We start from the raw sequence: 15,229 nt of genomic DNA on the forward strand, positions 1-15,229 counted from the left end.
GTTCTCTCTTGTAAGAGGATTAAATTTAGGTCGGAAGTCCTTATCTCAACAATCCTTTTTCCAGGTATTTACGGAATATGACAGGGGCGTCTATCCAGCTGTTATGCCCGGCAAGGGGAATAATATGCAGTTTTATTTTCCGGTAGTCTTTCAAAAGTTCTCTGAGTTTTTCGCTGTTAAAATCAAAAAAGTCATAGGCTCCGTTAATAACAGTAGTTTTTGTGTTTTCATCCATAATCTCCCTGTAGTCGTATTTCCAGTTGACGGTTTCGGACATTACCGAAGCTGCGGGATTGTAATAGGCTTTACCGCCTTTTAAAAGATTGTATTTTTTTACATTATATATATTTACCGCCGCAAAATTTATCCTCCAGTATTCCGTAAGGTCTTTATGTGATAATGGAGAATTTACAATGTCATCGACAGATCGTAAAGTATCCACCCCTTTATCTTTATAAGGCTGCTTGAGCTGGAGGACCTCTTTCCGGTTTAAAAGAAATTTCACCTGTTTTTCATACCGTTCGGAAAAAACACTTTTTACACTGTCCGATTTCGGTATTACGATACCGGTCAGAACCAGGTTATCAACGAGATCCGGGTACTGCCTGGCGAGCTCCATCCCAACCAGTGTCCCCATGGAATGACACAGGAGTTTTACCTTTTTCATTTTCAAGGCCTGTATCAGGTCATACAGATCCCTGACATTTTCCTGAAAAGAAAGATTTTCTTTTTTTACGGGGGAGAGTAAAGATCCTCTCTGGTCATACAATATAAAATGGAATTTGTCCTCCAGGCCTTTTACAGCATCCATCATATAATGGTGACTGGCCCCGAAACCACCGTGAACCACAATGACGGTATCTTTGCCGGACAGGATTTCCTTTACAAAGATTTCCACATCGTTCTTTTGTAAATACCACTCTGTATATTTTTCATCCTGAGCCTGTAATAACCCGGCCTGTAAAAGGATAAACCATGCGAAGATGAATAGTTTCTGCATCTTTTTTTATTTCAAAGGATGATCTGGAATGCGGGTTGTTACACTTTCTATTACTGCTTTTCTTCCTTATGCCGTTTAACTGATTTTTTCACTTTGCCCGGTTTAACGGAACGACATGAATGACGAAACCGGGCATAGGCAGGGGTGACCCGGTTCGTTACTGACTTTCTGCTTCACTGATCTTTACCCCGTAGATTTGTCCGAATGTTTCGGAAGCCATCGCCGCATCGCGTTTTCTTACGGAAATGGTAATACGGCAATCCAGTTCCAGTTTTTGGTTTACGATGGTGAGGTTCTTTTCCTTGATCACCCGCATTACTTTATTCATGTTCTTATAATCAAAGGTGAGCAGGTAATACACATCTATGGTCCTTTCTTCGATATCCGAAGCTTCCAGGGCCATTTGCGCCGCCGTACGGTACGCATTGATAAGTCCGCCTACGCCTAGTTTCACTCCCCCGAAATACCGGACCACGACTATAAGTATATTGGTCACTTCAAAAGATTGTACCTGGCCGTAAATAGGCATTCCCGCAGAATTATTGGGTTCCCCGTCATCATTGGCGCGGAACTGTATGTTTTCCGTTCCCAGTTGCCAGGCGTAACACCAGTGCCTGGCCGCATGATGTTTTTTGCGGAGCAAATCAATATATTCTTTTGCCTCATCTTCCGTATGCACGGGATAGGCATAGCCGAAAAACTTGCTGTTTTTATCTTTGAACAATACTTCCGGGGAGGGCCCGGTTATAGTTTTATAGGTATCTTTTTCTGTCAATCTTCCGCTTTTTCCCGTTTCACAATCCGCAACCGGTTTCCTGCGATATCCTGTTCGGCCCATAGGTGCCCCTGTAATTCCGGCGCCGGGGTCCCGTCGTTAAACATGATATTTCCCCGGAAAATCCTGGCTTCGTCCCATAGTTTTGCATCTATAAACGTTTGAAACGTTTGCCTGCCTCCTTCGATAATTACACTTTGAAGCCCGTGTCTGTAGAGTACTTCACATACCTGTGCTGCTATATTCCCGGAAAAGTCTATGGTTTCGGTGGTAATATTTTCTTCGTCCGCAATCGTTTTTCCCCCGGTCAGGAATATGGTTTTTACACGTTTATCCCAGACCAAAAAATCCCCTGGAATACGGAGTTCACGATCCAAAACCACCCGTACCGGCGAGTTGCCGGTCCAGTCCCTGGTGTCCAGTCGGGGGTTATCCTGCATAACGGTATTGGTGCCCACAAAGATAGCCTGTTCTTCACTGCGCCATTTGTGCACAAGTTGCCGGGAATAGGTGTTGCTTATCCATACGGGAGCCGTTTCTTTTCGTTGTACGGGACTGAGATAACCATCCGTGCTTTCCGCCCATTTGAGGATTATATAAGGTCTTTTTTGGTTGTGATACGTAAAAAAGCGTTTGTTGAGCTCCCGGCATTCCGATTCCAGAACCCCTACGGTGACATTACACCCGGATTCCGTTAGTTTTTTCACACCCCTTCCGGCTACAGCATCAAAAGGATCTATAGTTCCGATAACCACATTCTTAATACCGGATGCAATAATGAGATCACTACAGGGCGGGGTTTTGCCGTAATGACTACAGGGTTCCAGGCTTACGTAGATGGTAGAGGCCTTTAGCAGGGACGGGTTTGCTACCGAACGTATGGCATAAACCTCCGCATGAGGTTCCCCGGCCTTGCGGTGCCAGCCTTCTCCTATAATCTTATCATCATGCACCACAACACTTCCCACCAAAGGGTTCGGGTAGGTAGTGCCAAGGCCGTTTTTAGCAAGCTGAATGCAGCGATTTAAGTATTTTTCATGTATATTCACGTTCTCAAAAAATTGCTTGGCACCGGGGAAAAGTACCGGCTCCGGCTAACAAAAATAACACATTAAGCAGGACTTGCCTTAAATAACAGCGGCAATGTTTGTTTGTTACGAATAGAAAAAAAAGAAAACGTATGACCATCAGGGAAATACAGCCGGAAGACAATCCGCAGATGGCACGTATCATCCGGCAGGTACTGGTAGATGATATGGGTGCGCCCAAAAAAGGAACGGCCTACGAAGACAAATCGGTAGACTGTATGTTTGAAACCTACAATACCGAACGCTCTGTTTATTTTGTGATAGACCAGGGAAATAAAATTACTGGAGGTGGAGGTATTGCGCCTTTGGCCAATTATAACGGGAATGTCTGTGAATTACAGAAAATGTATTTTTTGCAGGAAACAAGGGGAATGGGGCTAGGTAGAAAAATGATTGAATTATGCCTGCAAAAAGCAAAAGAATACGGCTATGAACAGTGCTACCTGGAAACCATGCCGTATATGGAAGCCGCACAAAAATTATATTTAAAATCAGGCTTTAAATATATAGATGCCCCGATGGGCAACACCGGACATTGTTCCTGCCCGGTATGGATGTTGAAAGATCTTGATGTAAGCCTGTAGATTTCGCAGCAGCGAAAAACTTTTCGGTCATTGAGCCTCTTATTAACTCATTAGCTTATTCTCTCATTAACTCACCAACCCATTGATACTAAAAGAAATTCGGAAAATATTTCAATCGGAACTTCAGGGTATTTATGACCGTGAAGAAGCGGATATACTTTTTTTCCGGCTGACGGAAGAATACTGTAACATCACTAAGCTCACTCTTGCACTACAACCGGAAATCACGCTTACCAAAGAGGAAGAACAGCCCCTTTTCGAAGCGCTTTCCCGGTTAAAACAGCATCAGCCCATTCAGCAGATCCTGGGGAAAACCGTCTTTTACGGGCTGGAATTTCAGGTGGATGAAAACGTACTGATCCCAAGACCGGAAACCGAGGAACTGGTAGACTGGATAGTAAAAGATTGCCAGGCACAGAAAGCGGAAGACCCGGCCATACTCGATATAGGTACGGGAAGCGGATGTATAGCCGTTTCCCTGGCTAAAAATCTTCCTAAAGCCAGGGTTTCCGCTATAGATATATCAGGGAAGGCATTGAAGGTTGCGGAAGGAAATGCAAAACGGCACAATGTATCCGTGAATTTTATAGAGAAGGATGTATTAAAAGCCCGGGATATAAATGAATATAAACTTGATATAATAGTATCCAATCCGCCATATATAAGGAATTTAGAAAAATCAGAGATCAAGAATAATGTATTGCTCCACGAGCCTCATCTCGCTTTGTTTGTCAAAGATGAAAGCCCCCTGGTTTTTTATGAAAAAATAGTTGATCTGGCGAGGAACGGGCTGCGAAAAGGTGGGGTATTGTATTTTGAGATTAATCAGTATCTTGGTAAAGAAATGATTGAAATGCTGAAAGGTAAAGGTTTTAAAGATATAGAGCTACGGAAAGATATGTCAGGGAATGACCGGATGATAAAGGCTGTAAAAAATTAATTACCAAAACAAAAGCCCCGTAAGGGGCAACCCGTTTATAGAAAACAATAATGGATAAAAATAAAGCTCCGCGGGAGCGACCTGTAAACATGCCCAATACGTATTCACAAATCTATATCCAAATCGTTTTTGCAGTAAAAGGCCGGCAAAACCTCATACAAAAACATCATAGAGAAGAATTACATCGATATATAACAGGGATTGTACAAAAAAGAGGACAAAAAATGTTATCTATATTTGCGATGCCCGATCATGTTCATATATTGATAGGCCTTAAACCGGGTATTGCCCTTTCCGATCTGGTAAGGGATGTTAAAGCCGGTTCATCCAAATTTATAAATGATAACCGATGGATAAAAGGAAAATTTCATTGGCAGGAAGGCTTCGGCGCTTTTTCGTATTCTCTCAGCCAGATAGATCGGGTTATAAAATATATTCAGAACCAGGAAGAACATCATAGAAAAAGGTTGTTTAAGGAAGAATACCTGGATTTTCTGGAAAAATTTAAAATCGAATACAATGCCAAATACCTATTTGACTGGATAGAATAAACAGGGCGCCCCTATGGGGCTAAAATTTTGTTTACATATATATTTCTATAAACAGGTAACCCCTAACAGGGTTGTAATATACATATAAAAAACAGCTTACAAATGATGAATCCGGTTCAAAAGAAGATACAGGACCTTAGGGAAGAACTCACAAAACACAACTATAATTATTACGTACTGGATAATCCTACCATATCGGATTATGAGTTCGATATGAAACTGAAGGAACTCCAGGACCTTGAAGCCAGGCATCCCGAATTTTATGATGTTTCCTCACCTACGGTACGTGTAGGCGGAATGATTACCAAAAATTTCGAGACCATAGTACACGACTACCGGATGTACTCGCTGGATAATTCATACTCTAAAGAAGAACTGGAAGATTGGGAAAAACGGATACAGCGCATTCTCGGGGATGCTTCCGTAGCGTTTGTCTGTGAGTTGAAATACGACGGGGCATCCATAAGCCTTTACTACGAAAAGGGGGAATTGACACGGGCTGTAACCAGGGGAGACGGATTCCAGGGAGATGATGTGACCAACAATGTAAAAACCATACGCTCCGTACCCTTGCGTTTGCACGGAGATTACCCTGAAAAATTTCATATCCGGGGAGAGATCATACTGCCCAGGGAGGGGTTCGCCAAAATGAACCGGGAACGGGTAGAGGCCGGGGAGGATCCTTATATGAACCCGAGGAATACGGCTTCCGGCAGCCTTAAGCTCCAGGATAATTCCGAAGTGGCCAAACGTCCGCTGGATTGTTTGCTGTATAGTATTATCGGGGAAAACCTGAACTTCCGGACACAATTCGAGGGACTGGAAAAGGCCAGGGGATGGGGATTTAAAGTGCCCACCGTGGCCAAACTGTGCCACAGCACCCAGGAGGTCATGGATTTTGTGAATTACTGGGATGTGCATCGTCACGAACTGCCATACGAAACGGACGGAGTGGTTATCAAGGTTAATAATATTGCCCAGCAGGAAGAACTAGGATATACCGCAAAGGCGCCGAGATGGGCCATGGCCTATAAATTTAAGGCAGAGCAGGTGTCTACGGTTTTGAACAGTATTTCTTACCAGGTAGGAAGGACGGGCGCCATAACTCCCGTAGCTAACCTGGAACCGGTTTTACTTGCGGGAACAACGGTAAAACGGGCATCACTGCACAATGCAGACCAGATTGAAAAACTGGATATACGCGAAGGTGACACCGTATTTGTGGAAAAAGGAGGAGAGATCATCCCGAAGATCATCCGGGTGGATTTCACTCAACGGGACCCTGGCTCCGTACCCACAACTTATATCACCCATTGCCCGGAATGCGGAACAGAACTCATTCGCAAAGAAGGAGAAGCACAGCATTACTGTCCTAATTACTACGGATGCCCGCCTCAGATCACCGGAAGAATACAACACTTCATATCCCGCAAAGCCATGGATATCGAGGGGCTGGGGAGCGAAACCGTGGAATTGTTATATAAAGAAGGACTCATAGAAAACTATGCCGATCTTTATTTACTGAAAAAAGAACAGATCGTTCCACTGGAACGTATGGCGGACAAGAGTGCGGAAAACCTGGTTGCAGGAGTGGAGAAGTCGAAGGAAATTCCGTTTGAACGGGTTCTCTATGCACTGGGAATCCGGTTTGTCGGGGAAACGGTAGCTAAAAAACTGGCCAAAGCTTATATTTCTGTTAATGCCCTCAGGGATGCCACACTTGAAGATCTCGTTGGTGTAGACGAAATAGGGATCAAGATCGCGGAAAGTGTCGTGGAATTTTTCCGGAATGAGGAAAACCTGGAAATCGTGGAACGATTGCGTTCCTATGGCGTTCAGATGGAAATTTCCCCGGAAAAATTACAAGGACAGACCGACACGTTAAAAGGACAGACTTTCGTCGTGTCCGGCGTATTTGAAATCCTTTCCAGGAACGACCTGAAAAAACACATCGAGGATAATGGCGGAAAGGTAGCCTCTTCCATCTCCTCTAAAACAACTTATGTTGTTGCCGGGGACAATATGGGACCGAGTAAGCGGGAAAAAGCGGAAAAACTGGGAATTCCCATGATCTCCGAACACGATTTCCTGGACATGATCTCTTAGTAGATGTGAGAAGTCAGATATGAGAGATTAGATATGAGAAGTTAGATTGGAGATATTGGATATAAGACAAAAAGGATATTCGTCGTAAAACATCCGATATCTCCGGTCTGAAATCTATTTCGTAATTCCGTTTTCGCCTCCCATCCTTTTGCGCATTCGCATATTGAGGAACTCCACAAGCAGGGAGAAAGCGATGGCGAAATAAAGGTATCCCTTGGGAATGGCGCCGATTTCCTGGTCGAATACCCTGGTATGTGACAGGTGTGCTGCTTCGGCAATAAGCATAAATCCTATAAGTATCAGGAAAGAAAGGGCAAGGAGCTGTACCGAAGGATGACGATTGATAAATTTACGGATAGGATTGGCAAAAATCATCATAATAAGTATGGATATAACCACGGCGATTATCATCAGGATAAGGGCATCTCCGGGCTTTTCTCCTATGCCGTTGGTCATTCCCACCGCGGTAAGAATGGAATCTATGGAAAAAATAAAATCTATGATAACAATCTGGACTACCGCTTTGGAAAGCGAAGTGATCTTTTTTGCCCTGACCTCTTTCTCCCCGTGTTCCGGGAGGTCCACTTTTTCGTGAATTTCGGAGGTACTCTTATATAACAGGAAAAGTCCGCCGGCAAACAGAATAATACTTTGCCCGCTAAGCCCCACGGAAATCCAGGAGGTTTCCAAATGATAAAAAGGCGCTTTCAATCCCACCAGGAAAGAGATGGCAAACAGTAATAATATCCGTTGGACCATGGCTAGGATCAGCCCGACATTAGTGGCTTTACGCTGCTGATGTTCAGGAAGTTTGTTTGCCGTAATGGATATGAAAACGATATTATCAATACCCAGAACAATCTCCAGGAAGGTGAGTGTTAACAGGGCTATCCAGGCATCCGGGGAAGAAAAAACATCAAACATACGGAATCATTCTATTTTAATGGCGGTTCCCCGCTGCTTGTTTTTATTGTCTCCAACGATAGAATATTCAAAAGTATATGAATTCTCATCGGTGCTAAGTATTTTCACCTGTACCGCCTTTCTTTCCCGCATGGAAGAAGGGTGCAGTTTGCGCATAATGAACTCACAGTCATTCACCCACGACACCGAGGCGGTGTCTATGTGTTCCCCGATATAATCGATGTTAATGGAATCGTTGCGAACAAACCTCGATTTAACCTCTTTTCCCTCAAGCATATAATTAAACTCAAAAGTCCCCGTCCTGAAATCTTCACAATTTCGCTCCGCATTATAGCAGGAAGCAAATAAAACAAGAAGAGACAACAGGCAGGCGGTTTTTCTTAATATATCCACAGTAAAAAGGTAATTTTGTTTGATATTCCAACAAATATACAGATTTATATGTACGGAATATACCCCGAAAACAAATCTTTCAGCCTTACTTTTTATAATTTCTGTATTCCTTAAATGTACCGTCTTTATAGAAAAACACGATACGTTCGACTTCCTTGTCCGGAATGCCCGAAGAGTTCTCCGCGGGTAATGTTTCGACCCCGGAAGGAGAGGAAAACAGGTCGGGAGTGTCCTGGATTTTTGCCTGAGGCACTTCTTTCTTCTTTTCTACCTGTTTATCCGCAGGAAAAACACCCTTACCATTTAAGAGCCAATACAGCTCCACTTCGGAAAAAGCGTGAAGAATCTTGAGAACGAAATCCAGGCTCGGTTTATTCCTGCCCGAAAGAATATGCGAAATGGAAGAACGTTGTACACCGATCTTATCTGCAAAAGAAGATGCACTTAAACCATAAAAATCGAGTACTTCCTGGAGCCTGCTACTAAAATCCTCTGTGTTTACCATTGTAAACAGATGTATTACGTTTTATTTAGTTACAAATGTAAACAAAATAGATGGTTATACCAAAAAAAAGAGAACGTTTCCGTGTTTATGTTTAAATATTAAGTACAAGTAATTGCATATAATGCACTGATATATAATAATCAATATAGTTATCATTTAACTAAACTACTTTAAGGTGCCGGGAGCGGTGTTTAGCGTATCTCGTAACCATCTTATTGTTTATTATTGTAAACAATGTGCGTGTTTTATTGTGTTTACAAATGTAAATATTCTATTGTTTACTTTTGTAATCTTCAAAACTGACCTATGGAATTATTACAATGGCATGATCACTCCCGGGAAAACAAACTGTCCGGAAGATATATAACTCCCGACGATATTACTCCTCTGTTAGAAGAATACGGGGATATGGGAGAACTTTCCGTAATCGGGCATTCGGTAGCGGGGCGTCCTGTGTACTTGCATCGCATTGGCGACGGAAATAAAAAGGTGCTGATGTGGTCGCAGATGCACGGGAACGAATCTACGACAACCAAAGCGGTAATGGATTTCCTGATGTTTCTGAAACGGGGAGACGAAATTGCCCGGGAAATTCTGGAACAATGCACCTTATATATTATACCGATGCTGAATCCGGACGGAGCATTGGCGTATACCCGTGTAAACGCCAACGCGATCGACCTGAACAGGGATGCTGCGGATTTGTCCCAGCCGGAGAGCTTTGCATTGCGCCGTGTATTTGATAAAGCTAAACCTCATTTCTGCTTTAACCTGCACGACCAGCGTACCATATTTAACACAGGAAAGACCGCCAGGCCGGCTACTTTATCCTTTTTATCACCCGCGACTGACGAAGCCCGGAATATTACTCCTCCCAGAAAGAAGAGCATGGAGGTTATAGCGGCCGTAAATAATGTATTACAGGAATATATCCCCGGGCAGGTAGGAAGGTATGATGATACTTTTAATATAAACTGTGTAGGCGATGCTTTCCAGACCCGCGGCGTACCTACTTTGCTATTTGAAGCGGGGCATTACCCGGAAGATTATGACAGGGAGATCACCCGTAAATATGTTTTCTGTGCACTGATTACGGCGCTCCGTTTTATTACCGGGAACGACGTGGAGGGGACCGGTTATAAAGCTTACTTTGATATCCCGGAAAACGATAAACTCTTTTTTGATATACTCATCCGTCGTTTCCCTGTCAAAACAGAAAAAGGGGTGGATCTGAAAGATATCGGTATATTATATAAGGAAGAGCTTAAAGATCATAAAATAGCATTTACGCCATACGTGTCGAAAACCGGTGATTTACAGGGCTTTTACGGGCATAAGGAATTTGTTGCGGATAAACGGGAGATCGACCCAATAGAAGAAAAAAAATTAGAAACAAGTGTTTTACTTGAATTATTTCTTTAAATTAACCCTTTCTTAACAAAATATCCAAAGTTTTACGTGCATATATTGAATATTTTTTATTTTTTTGCATTTTAATATTCTGTTTGGACAAAAGCAAGTGTAAATTTATTTAGTTAAAGACAAGATTACTATGGCAAAGTTTAGATTAGACGAAGTAGATCACCAGATTTTAGATATGCTTATCGATAACACCCGTACACCGTTTACGGATATTGCAAAAAAACTGTTGATTTCAGCAGGAACCGTGCATGTAAGGGTTAAAAAAATGGAAGAGGCCGGTATTATCAGGGGTTCTTCACTCACCCTGGATTACGTTAAACTGGGGTATGCTTTTATAGCTTATGTGGGAATATTTCTCGAGAAAACACATCAGACAAAATTCGTTATAGAGCGTCTTAATGAGATACCGAATATTACCGTAGCCCATGTTACCACAGGTAAATTCAACATATTCTGTAAGGTAAGAGCAAAGGATACCAAGCATGCCAAAGACATTATCTTCAGGATTGACGATATCGACGGGGTGGCCAGGACAGAAACCATGATTTCACTGGAAGAAAGCATTAACGATAAGAAACGCTTGATGCACTCCATTTTTAACGAAATGTAAAATTTTTGTTCATATCACATAAAGAACCCTCTCCGATTCTGTATTGGAGAGGGTTTTTTGTATCTTCGAACTGGAAAAAAAGAAGAATATTTATGTTGAGAAAACCGAAAATTGAACGTTTTAACGAAAGTGTATTGTCTAAATATCAGATATACAACAGTATATTAATGACTTTACCTTTTGATGAAATAACCAATACGGGGGTTTTGCTGCCTTTGTTCAGTGAAATATGTGAAAAAGGATACGAAGAAAACAAGAATCCTTCGGAAATAGTCGAAGCTTTCTTCTCCAAGTTCTATGACAATCCGGATGAAAAGGAGAAAAACGACCTGCTCTTCCGTTTTATTCAATATATAGAACGGCAGGTTGTATTGTTTGATGCTATAGAAGATGCCGCATTTCCCGTAATTAATAATATGGATGGACGCGGTACACTGCGGAGCATTAAAGAAGAAGCCGAGGGGAAAAACAAGACCGCAGCGCTTCGGGAATTTTTGCAAAGATTCAAGGTGAGGCCCGTACTTACGGCCCACCCGACACAGTTCTATCCCGGACCGGTATTAGGTATTATTACCGACCTGACCAAAGCCATAAGGGACAATGACCTGAGCGTTATAGAAAAGCTGCTGGCACAGCTCGGAAAAACCCCGTTCTTTAAAAAAGAAAAGCCGACACCCTATGATGAGGCCGTAAGCCTGATCTGGTTCCTGGAAAATGTGTTCTACCAGTCGGTAAGTAAAATATACAATTACATACAAAATAATATTTTTGAGGAGATCGAACTGAACAGCCAGATCGTCAATCTCGGGTTCTGGCCCGGAGGGGACCGTGACGGAAATCCTTTTGTGACCAGTGAAATCACCCTGAAAGTTGCGGAAAGATTACGCCTTACCATACTGAAAAACTATTACCGGGACATCCGAAAACTGAAGCGAAGGATCACCTTTAAGGTCGTGGACAAACTGATGGGTGATCTCGAACAGAAGATTTACGAAAGTATATATGTTTCCGCTCAGAACCCTACTTTAACTTCGGAAGAAATGCTTTCGTCCTTGCAGCAGATCCGGGATATCCTCACCAATGAGCATCAATCCCTGTTTGTAGAAGAGGTCAGTGACCTGATCAACAAGGTTAAGCTATTCGGTTTTTATTTTGCTTCCCTCGATATCCGACAGGATTCCCGGGTACACCATACGGTGATTTCGGATATCATCAGCGAATCCCGTGTACTCGGACTGGATATCTTTCCGGACAATTACGAAAAACTTTCCGAAGAAGCGCAAATTGCCGTCCTCGGAAAAGTAAACGGAAAGCTGAACCCGGAACTCTTTAAGGAGGAGATCACCAGGTCTACGCTCGAATCGATCTATGCGATAAAAGAAATTCAGAAAAGTAACGGGGAGTTGGGGGCTAACCGTTATATCATAAGTAATAACGGCAGCGCATTGAATGTTATGGAAACTTTTGCCATGATACGTCTCTGTGACTGGAAAAATCCTTCCCTCGATGTTATTCCGTTGTTCGAGACCGTAGATGATCTGCAAATTGCCGATAAGGTAATGGAATCGCTCTATACCGATAAGGTTTATTCGGAGCACCTGGAAAAACGGGGAAATAAACAAACCATAATGCTCGGGTTTTCCGATGGTACCAAAGACGGTGGTTACCTGATGGCAAACTGGAGTATCTACAAAGCCAAAGAAGTACTTACCGAAATATCCAGGAAATACGGTATTAAAGTAGTCTTCTTTGACGGTCGTGGCGGACCGCCTGCAAGAGGAGGGGGAAAAACACACCAGTTCTATGCTTCTCTCGGTCCTACTATAGAAAACGAAGAAGTACAGCTTACCGTACAGGGACAGACCATCAGTTCCAATTTCGGAACCCTGGATTCGTGTCAGTATAACCTGGAGCAGCTTCTTAGTTCGGGTGTGGTAAACGAAGTATTTGCCGACGAAGAGAATATTCTCCACGATATAGATAAAAACGTCATGCAGGAGCTGGCGGACATAAGCTATGCGGCCTATGTAGACTTTAAAAAGCATCCTAAATTCATGCCGTACCTGGAGGAAATGAGCACGCTGAAATTTTATGCGAAAACTAATATCGGGAGTCGTCCGTCCAAAAGAGGAAAATCTGACAAACTCGATTTCTCAGACCTCCGCGCCATACCTTTTGTGGGAAGCTGGAGCCAGCTGAAACAAAATGTGCCCGGTTTTTACGGGGTGGGAACGGCTATTGAGGCACTGGATAAAAGAGGTGAATTCGAAAGGGTACAATCCCTTTATCGCAACTCCGCGTTCTTCCGTACACTTTTGGAAAACAGTATGATGAGCCTTACCAAATCGTTTTTTAAGCTTACGGCATATATGAAGGACGATCCCGTTTATGGCGAATTCTGGACAATTATATACGAAGAATACCTGCGCAGTAAGGAAATGATCCTGAAAGTGACCGGGGACAAAAGCCTGATGGAAAACACCAAATCGGGTAAAGCATCTATAGAAATACGCGAAAAGATCGTATTGCCTTTGCTTACCATACAACAGTTTGCACTCCGCAGGATACAGGAGCTTCGAAAGGAAGGAAAAGCAGATCCGAAACAACTGGATATCTATGAAAAAATGGTAACCCGTTCCTTGTTCGGTAATATCAACGCCAGCAGGAATTCGGCATAAACAAGACCATATTTTATTATTGCCGGCCACCGTTTGTTTTATGACAGACGGTGGTTTTTTGCGAGGTGTTTGTGGGTTAAAGTGGTGCACGGGTTAAATGAGGGGCGTCTGGATAACTCAATAACTCATCCCCGGAATTCCTTATTCCCCGATTTTATATTTTGTCCGAAATTTTGTAACTTATTAAAAAATTTTTCCGAATGCTAATGAAGCAGGGGAGTAACCCCGACCGGCATTACCGGAACTTAAAAAAGGAATGAAAATGAAACGTATACTGATTATCGGAGCTAACGGGCAAGTGGGTAAAATACTTTCCGAAAAACTAAAGGATTCCCCGGATTTTAATCCTGTAGCCCTTATTCGCAATCCCGAACAAAAACCATTTTTTGACAAAATAGGTGTAACCATCCATATAGGGAGTATTGAAGGTAGTGTAGACGATATAGCCAAAGCCATGCATGAGACGGATGCCGTGGTATTTACTGCCGGATCCGGGGGCAATACGGGAGATGATAAAACACTTACCATTGACCTGGATGGAGCTGTAAAATCGATGGAGGCCGCGATAAAAGCCCATGTAAAACGTTTTGTTCTGGTAAGCGCTTTAAATGCGGATAAACGCGAATACTGGAAAACTTCCGGTATTGAGCCGTACTACGTAGCAAAACACTATGCCGATTTTGTTTTAAAGACCACCGATCTGGATTATACCATAGTCCGGCCAGGAATGTTGCTGAACAGTCCCGGAAACGGAAAGATCAATGTCTCTTTCCCGGAAAAAGAGGAGGGAGTGTCGCGTGAAGATGTGGCAGAAGTGATTGTAGAGGTATTAAAACAAGATCATACCATTGGCAAGATTATAGAATTCAATCAGGGAGAAACACCTGTGGAAAAGGCTTTGGCACAGGTGGAGATCATCTAAAGACATCTTTGTACCACAATAGCTTTCGGGGCCACGGCCTTATTGAATATAGTGAAGGAGATACGAACCGGGGTAATTTTACTATTATCCGCTAAAAATGAATATGTGTTCTTTGAAATCTTTGTACCTCATAGCTTTCGTAACGATTTGAGTCGTATGAACGGCACTTCCCTTGCTCCTTCACTCTGCCTATCTTCAGAAGACCGGGATGCTATCATAAGCACATTTCTTTTCTATACCTTCCTGTGTGTGTCAGCATCCACAGAAAAACGCTCCGTTTCTTTCGGCTTTTAAGCCCGGAAAACGGTCATTTAAGGGATTGCGTATATGCCGAACCGGATCCGGTATGCGGTTTTCCTGTTCCCTTTTGCCGTTTACCGGCTTGCTTGTGAAATCACATACAACGGCTTAAGCGGCTTACCGGGTTATATTTACGGCTTAAGGGAACGGGTGTGAAATCCTAAGAGATCCGGTTTGCGGCATACACAGTTCCGTTGACTGTTTACCGGGTTGCCTGTGAAATCATACGCAATTGCTCAGGCGGCTAACCGGGTTTTGTTTGCGGCGTAAGGGAATGGGTACGCGGCCTAAGGGATTTCGTTTGCGGCATACACAGTTCCGTTGACCGTTTACCCCCTAGCTTGTGAAATCACACGCAACTGCTTAAGCAACTAACCGGGTTGTGTTTACGGCTTAGGGTAATGGATATGAAATCGTGGGGGATCCTGTTT

General features: G+C 43.0%; 14 protein-coding genes. 8 read left to right on the forward strand and 6 right to left on the reverse strand.

From position 1 onward, the window contains the following. Positions 1–40: 40 nt before the first annotated feature. The 3 genes from ACVBDY_RS10205 to ribD all read right to left on the reverse strand — a co-directional run bounded on the left by ACVBDY_RS10205 (position 41) and on the right by ribD (position 2,824). Positions 41–1,000, reverse strand: coding sequence for an alpha/beta hydrolase (locus ACVBDY_RS10205; RefSeq protein WP_447175371.1), 960 nt, complete (start codon positions 998–1,000; stop codon positions 41–43). Between the two features lie 157 nt (positions 1,001–1,157). Continuing rightward, entirely contained in the window at positions 1,158–1,775 is a 618-nt protein-coding gene (locus ACVBDY_RS10210) for an IMPACT family protein (RefSeq protein ID WP_447175372.1), read from the reverse strand. Next, entirely contained in the window at positions 1,772–2,824 is a 1,053-nt protein-coding gene (ribD, locus tag ACVBDY_RS10215; protein ID WP_447175373.1) for a bifunctional diaminohydroxyphosphoribosylaminopyrimidine deaminase/5-amino-6-(5-phosphoribosylamino)uracil reductase RibD, read from the reverse strand. Before ribD ends, ACVBDY_RS10210 begins: the two co-directional genes overlap by 4 nt. A 131-nt stretch (positions 2,825–2,955) precedes the next feature. Here ribD and ACVBDY_RS10220 point away from each other — a divergent pair, with 131 nt between their 5' ends. The 4 genes from ACVBDY_RS10220 to ligA all read left to right on the forward strand — a co-directional run bounded on the left by ACVBDY_RS10220 (position 2,956) and on the right by ligA (position 7,044). After that, on the forward strand, positions 2,956–3,447 hold the full coding sequence (locus ACVBDY_RS10220) for a GNAT family N-acetyltransferase (RefSeq protein WP_447175374.1): 492 nt from the start codon (positions 2,956–2,958) through the stop codon (positions 3,445–3,447). An 82-nt stretch (positions 3,448–3,529) separates the two neighbouring features. After that, on the forward strand, positions 3,530–4,387 hold the full coding sequence (gene prmC, locus ACVBDY_RS10225) for a peptide chain release factor N(5)-glutamine methyltransferase (protein ID WP_447175375.1): 858 nt from the start codon (positions 3,530–3,532) through the stop codon (positions 4,385–4,387). A gap of 89 nt (positions 4,388–4,476) precedes the next feature. Beyond that, on the forward strand, positions 4,477–4,938 hold the full coding sequence (gene tnpA, locus ACVBDY_RS10230; RefSeq protein WP_447175389.1) for an IS200/IS605 family transposase: 462 nt from the start codon (positions 4,477–4,479) through the stop codon (positions 4,936–4,938). A 105-nt stretch (positions 4,939–5,043) separates the two neighbouring features. After that, complete coding sequence (ligA, locus tag ACVBDY_RS10235; protein WP_447175390.1) at positions 5,044–7,044, forward strand: NAD-dependent DNA ligase LigA; 2,001 nt, start codon at positions 5,044–5,046, stop codon at positions 7,042–7,044. A 114-nt stretch (positions 7,045–7,158) separates the two neighbouring features. On the opposite strand, the gene ACVBDY_RS10240 is transcribed toward ligA, so the two are convergent. The 3 genes from ACVBDY_RS10240 to ACVBDY_RS10250 all read right to left on the reverse strand — a co-directional run bounded on the left by ACVBDY_RS10240 (position 7,159) and on the right by ACVBDY_RS10250 (position 8,866). Next, positions 7,159–7,968 (reverse strand): TerC family protein, encoded by an 810-nt coding sequence (locus ACVBDY_RS10240; protein ID WP_447175376.1) that lies wholly within the window; start codon positions 7,966–7,968, stop codon positions 7,159–7,161. A gap of 6 nt (positions 7,969–7,974) precedes the next feature. After that, complete coding sequence (locus ACVBDY_RS10245; protein ID WP_447175377.1) at positions 7,975–8,361, reverse strand: hypothetical protein; 387 nt, start codon at positions 8,359–8,361, stop codon at positions 7,975–7,977. An 85-nt stretch (positions 8,362–8,446) separates the two neighbouring features. Next, the gene (locus ACVBDY_RS10250; RefSeq protein WP_447175378.1) at positions 8,447–8,866 is read right to left on the reverse strand and encodes a helix-turn-helix transcriptional regulator; all 420 of its coding nucleotides are present in this window, start codon (positions 8,864–8,866) and stop codon (positions 8,447–8,449) included. A gap of 306 nt (positions 8,867–9,172) precedes the next feature. Between ACVBDY_RS10250 and ACVBDY_RS10255 the strand changes: the two genes are divergently transcribed. The 4 genes from ACVBDY_RS10255 (at position 9,173) to ACVBDY_RS10270 (ending at position 14,498) form a co-directional block, all read left to right on the forward strand. Further along, positions 9,173–10,288: a M14 family metallopeptidase gene (locus tag ACVBDY_RS10255; protein ID WP_447175379.1), complete on the forward strand. Its 1,116-nt coding sequence runs from the start codon at positions 9,173–9,175 to the stop codon at positions 10,286–10,288. 130 nt (positions 10,289–10,418) lie between these two features. Then, on the forward strand, positions 10,419–10,898 hold the full coding sequence (locus ACVBDY_RS10260; RefSeq protein ID WP_112372153.1) for an Lrp/AsnC family transcriptional regulator: 480 nt from the start codon (positions 10,419–10,421) through the stop codon (positions 10,896–10,898). A gap of 92 nt (positions 10,899–10,990) precedes the next feature. Next, complete coding sequence (locus tag ACVBDY_RS10265; RefSeq protein ID WP_447175380.1) at positions 10,991–13,576, forward strand: phosphoenolpyruvate carboxylase; 2,586 nt, start codon at positions 10,991–10,993, stop codon at positions 13,574–13,576. Positions 13,577–13,838: 262 nt separating this feature from the next. Continuing rightward, positions 13,839–14,498 (forward strand): SDR family oxidoreductase, encoded by a 660-nt coding sequence (locus ACVBDY_RS10270; RefSeq protein ID WP_447175381.1) that lies wholly within the window; start codon positions 13,839–13,841, stop codon positions 14,496–14,498. The last annotated feature ends 731 nt before the right edge of the window (positions 14,499–15,229 follow it).

This window comes from Sinomicrobium halophytocola (genome assembly GCF_052983395.1).

Bases quoted from the DNA above. Each gene is read 5' to 3' on its own strand.
- ACVBDY_RS10205 (WP_447175371.1), bottom strand. From the start codon at position 1,000: ATGCAGAAACTATTCATCTTCGCATGGTTTATCCTTTTACAGGCCGGG.
- ACVBDY_RS10220 (WP_447175374.1), top strand. From the start codon at position 2,956: ATGACCATCAGGGAAATACAGCCGGAAGACAATCCGCAGATGGCACGT.
- tnpA (WP_447175389.1), top strand. From the start codon at position 4,477: ATGCCCAATACGTATTCACAAATCTATATCCAAATCGTTTTTGCAGTA.
- ligA (WP_447175390.1), top strand. From the start codon at position 5,044: ATGAATCCGGTTCAAAAGAAGATACAGGACCTTAGGGAAGAACTCACA.
- ACVBDY_RS10240 (WP_447175376.1), bottom strand. From the start codon at position 7,968: ATGTTTGATGTTTTTTCTTCCCCGGATGCCTGGATAGCCCTGTTAACA.
- ACVBDY_RS10250 (WP_447175378.1), bottom strand. From the start codon at position 8,866: ATGGTAAACACAGAGGATTTTAGTAGCAGGCTCCAGGAAGTACTCGAT.
- ACVBDY_RS10255 (WP_447175379.1), top strand. From the start codon at position 9,173: ATGGAATTATTACAATGGCATGATCACTCCCGGGAAAACAAACTGTCC.
- ACVBDY_RS10260 (WP_112372153.1), top strand. From the start codon at position 10,419: ATGGCAAAGTTTAGATTAGACGAAGTAGATCACCAGATTTTAGATATG.
- ACVBDY_RS10265 (WP_447175380.1), top strand. From the start codon at position 10,991: ATGTTGAGAAAACCGAAAATTGAACGTTTTAACGAAAGTGTATTGTCT.
- ACVBDY_RS10270 (WP_447175381.1), top strand. From the start codon at position 13,839: ATGAAACGTATACTGATTATCGGAGCTAACGGGCAAGTGGGTAAAATA.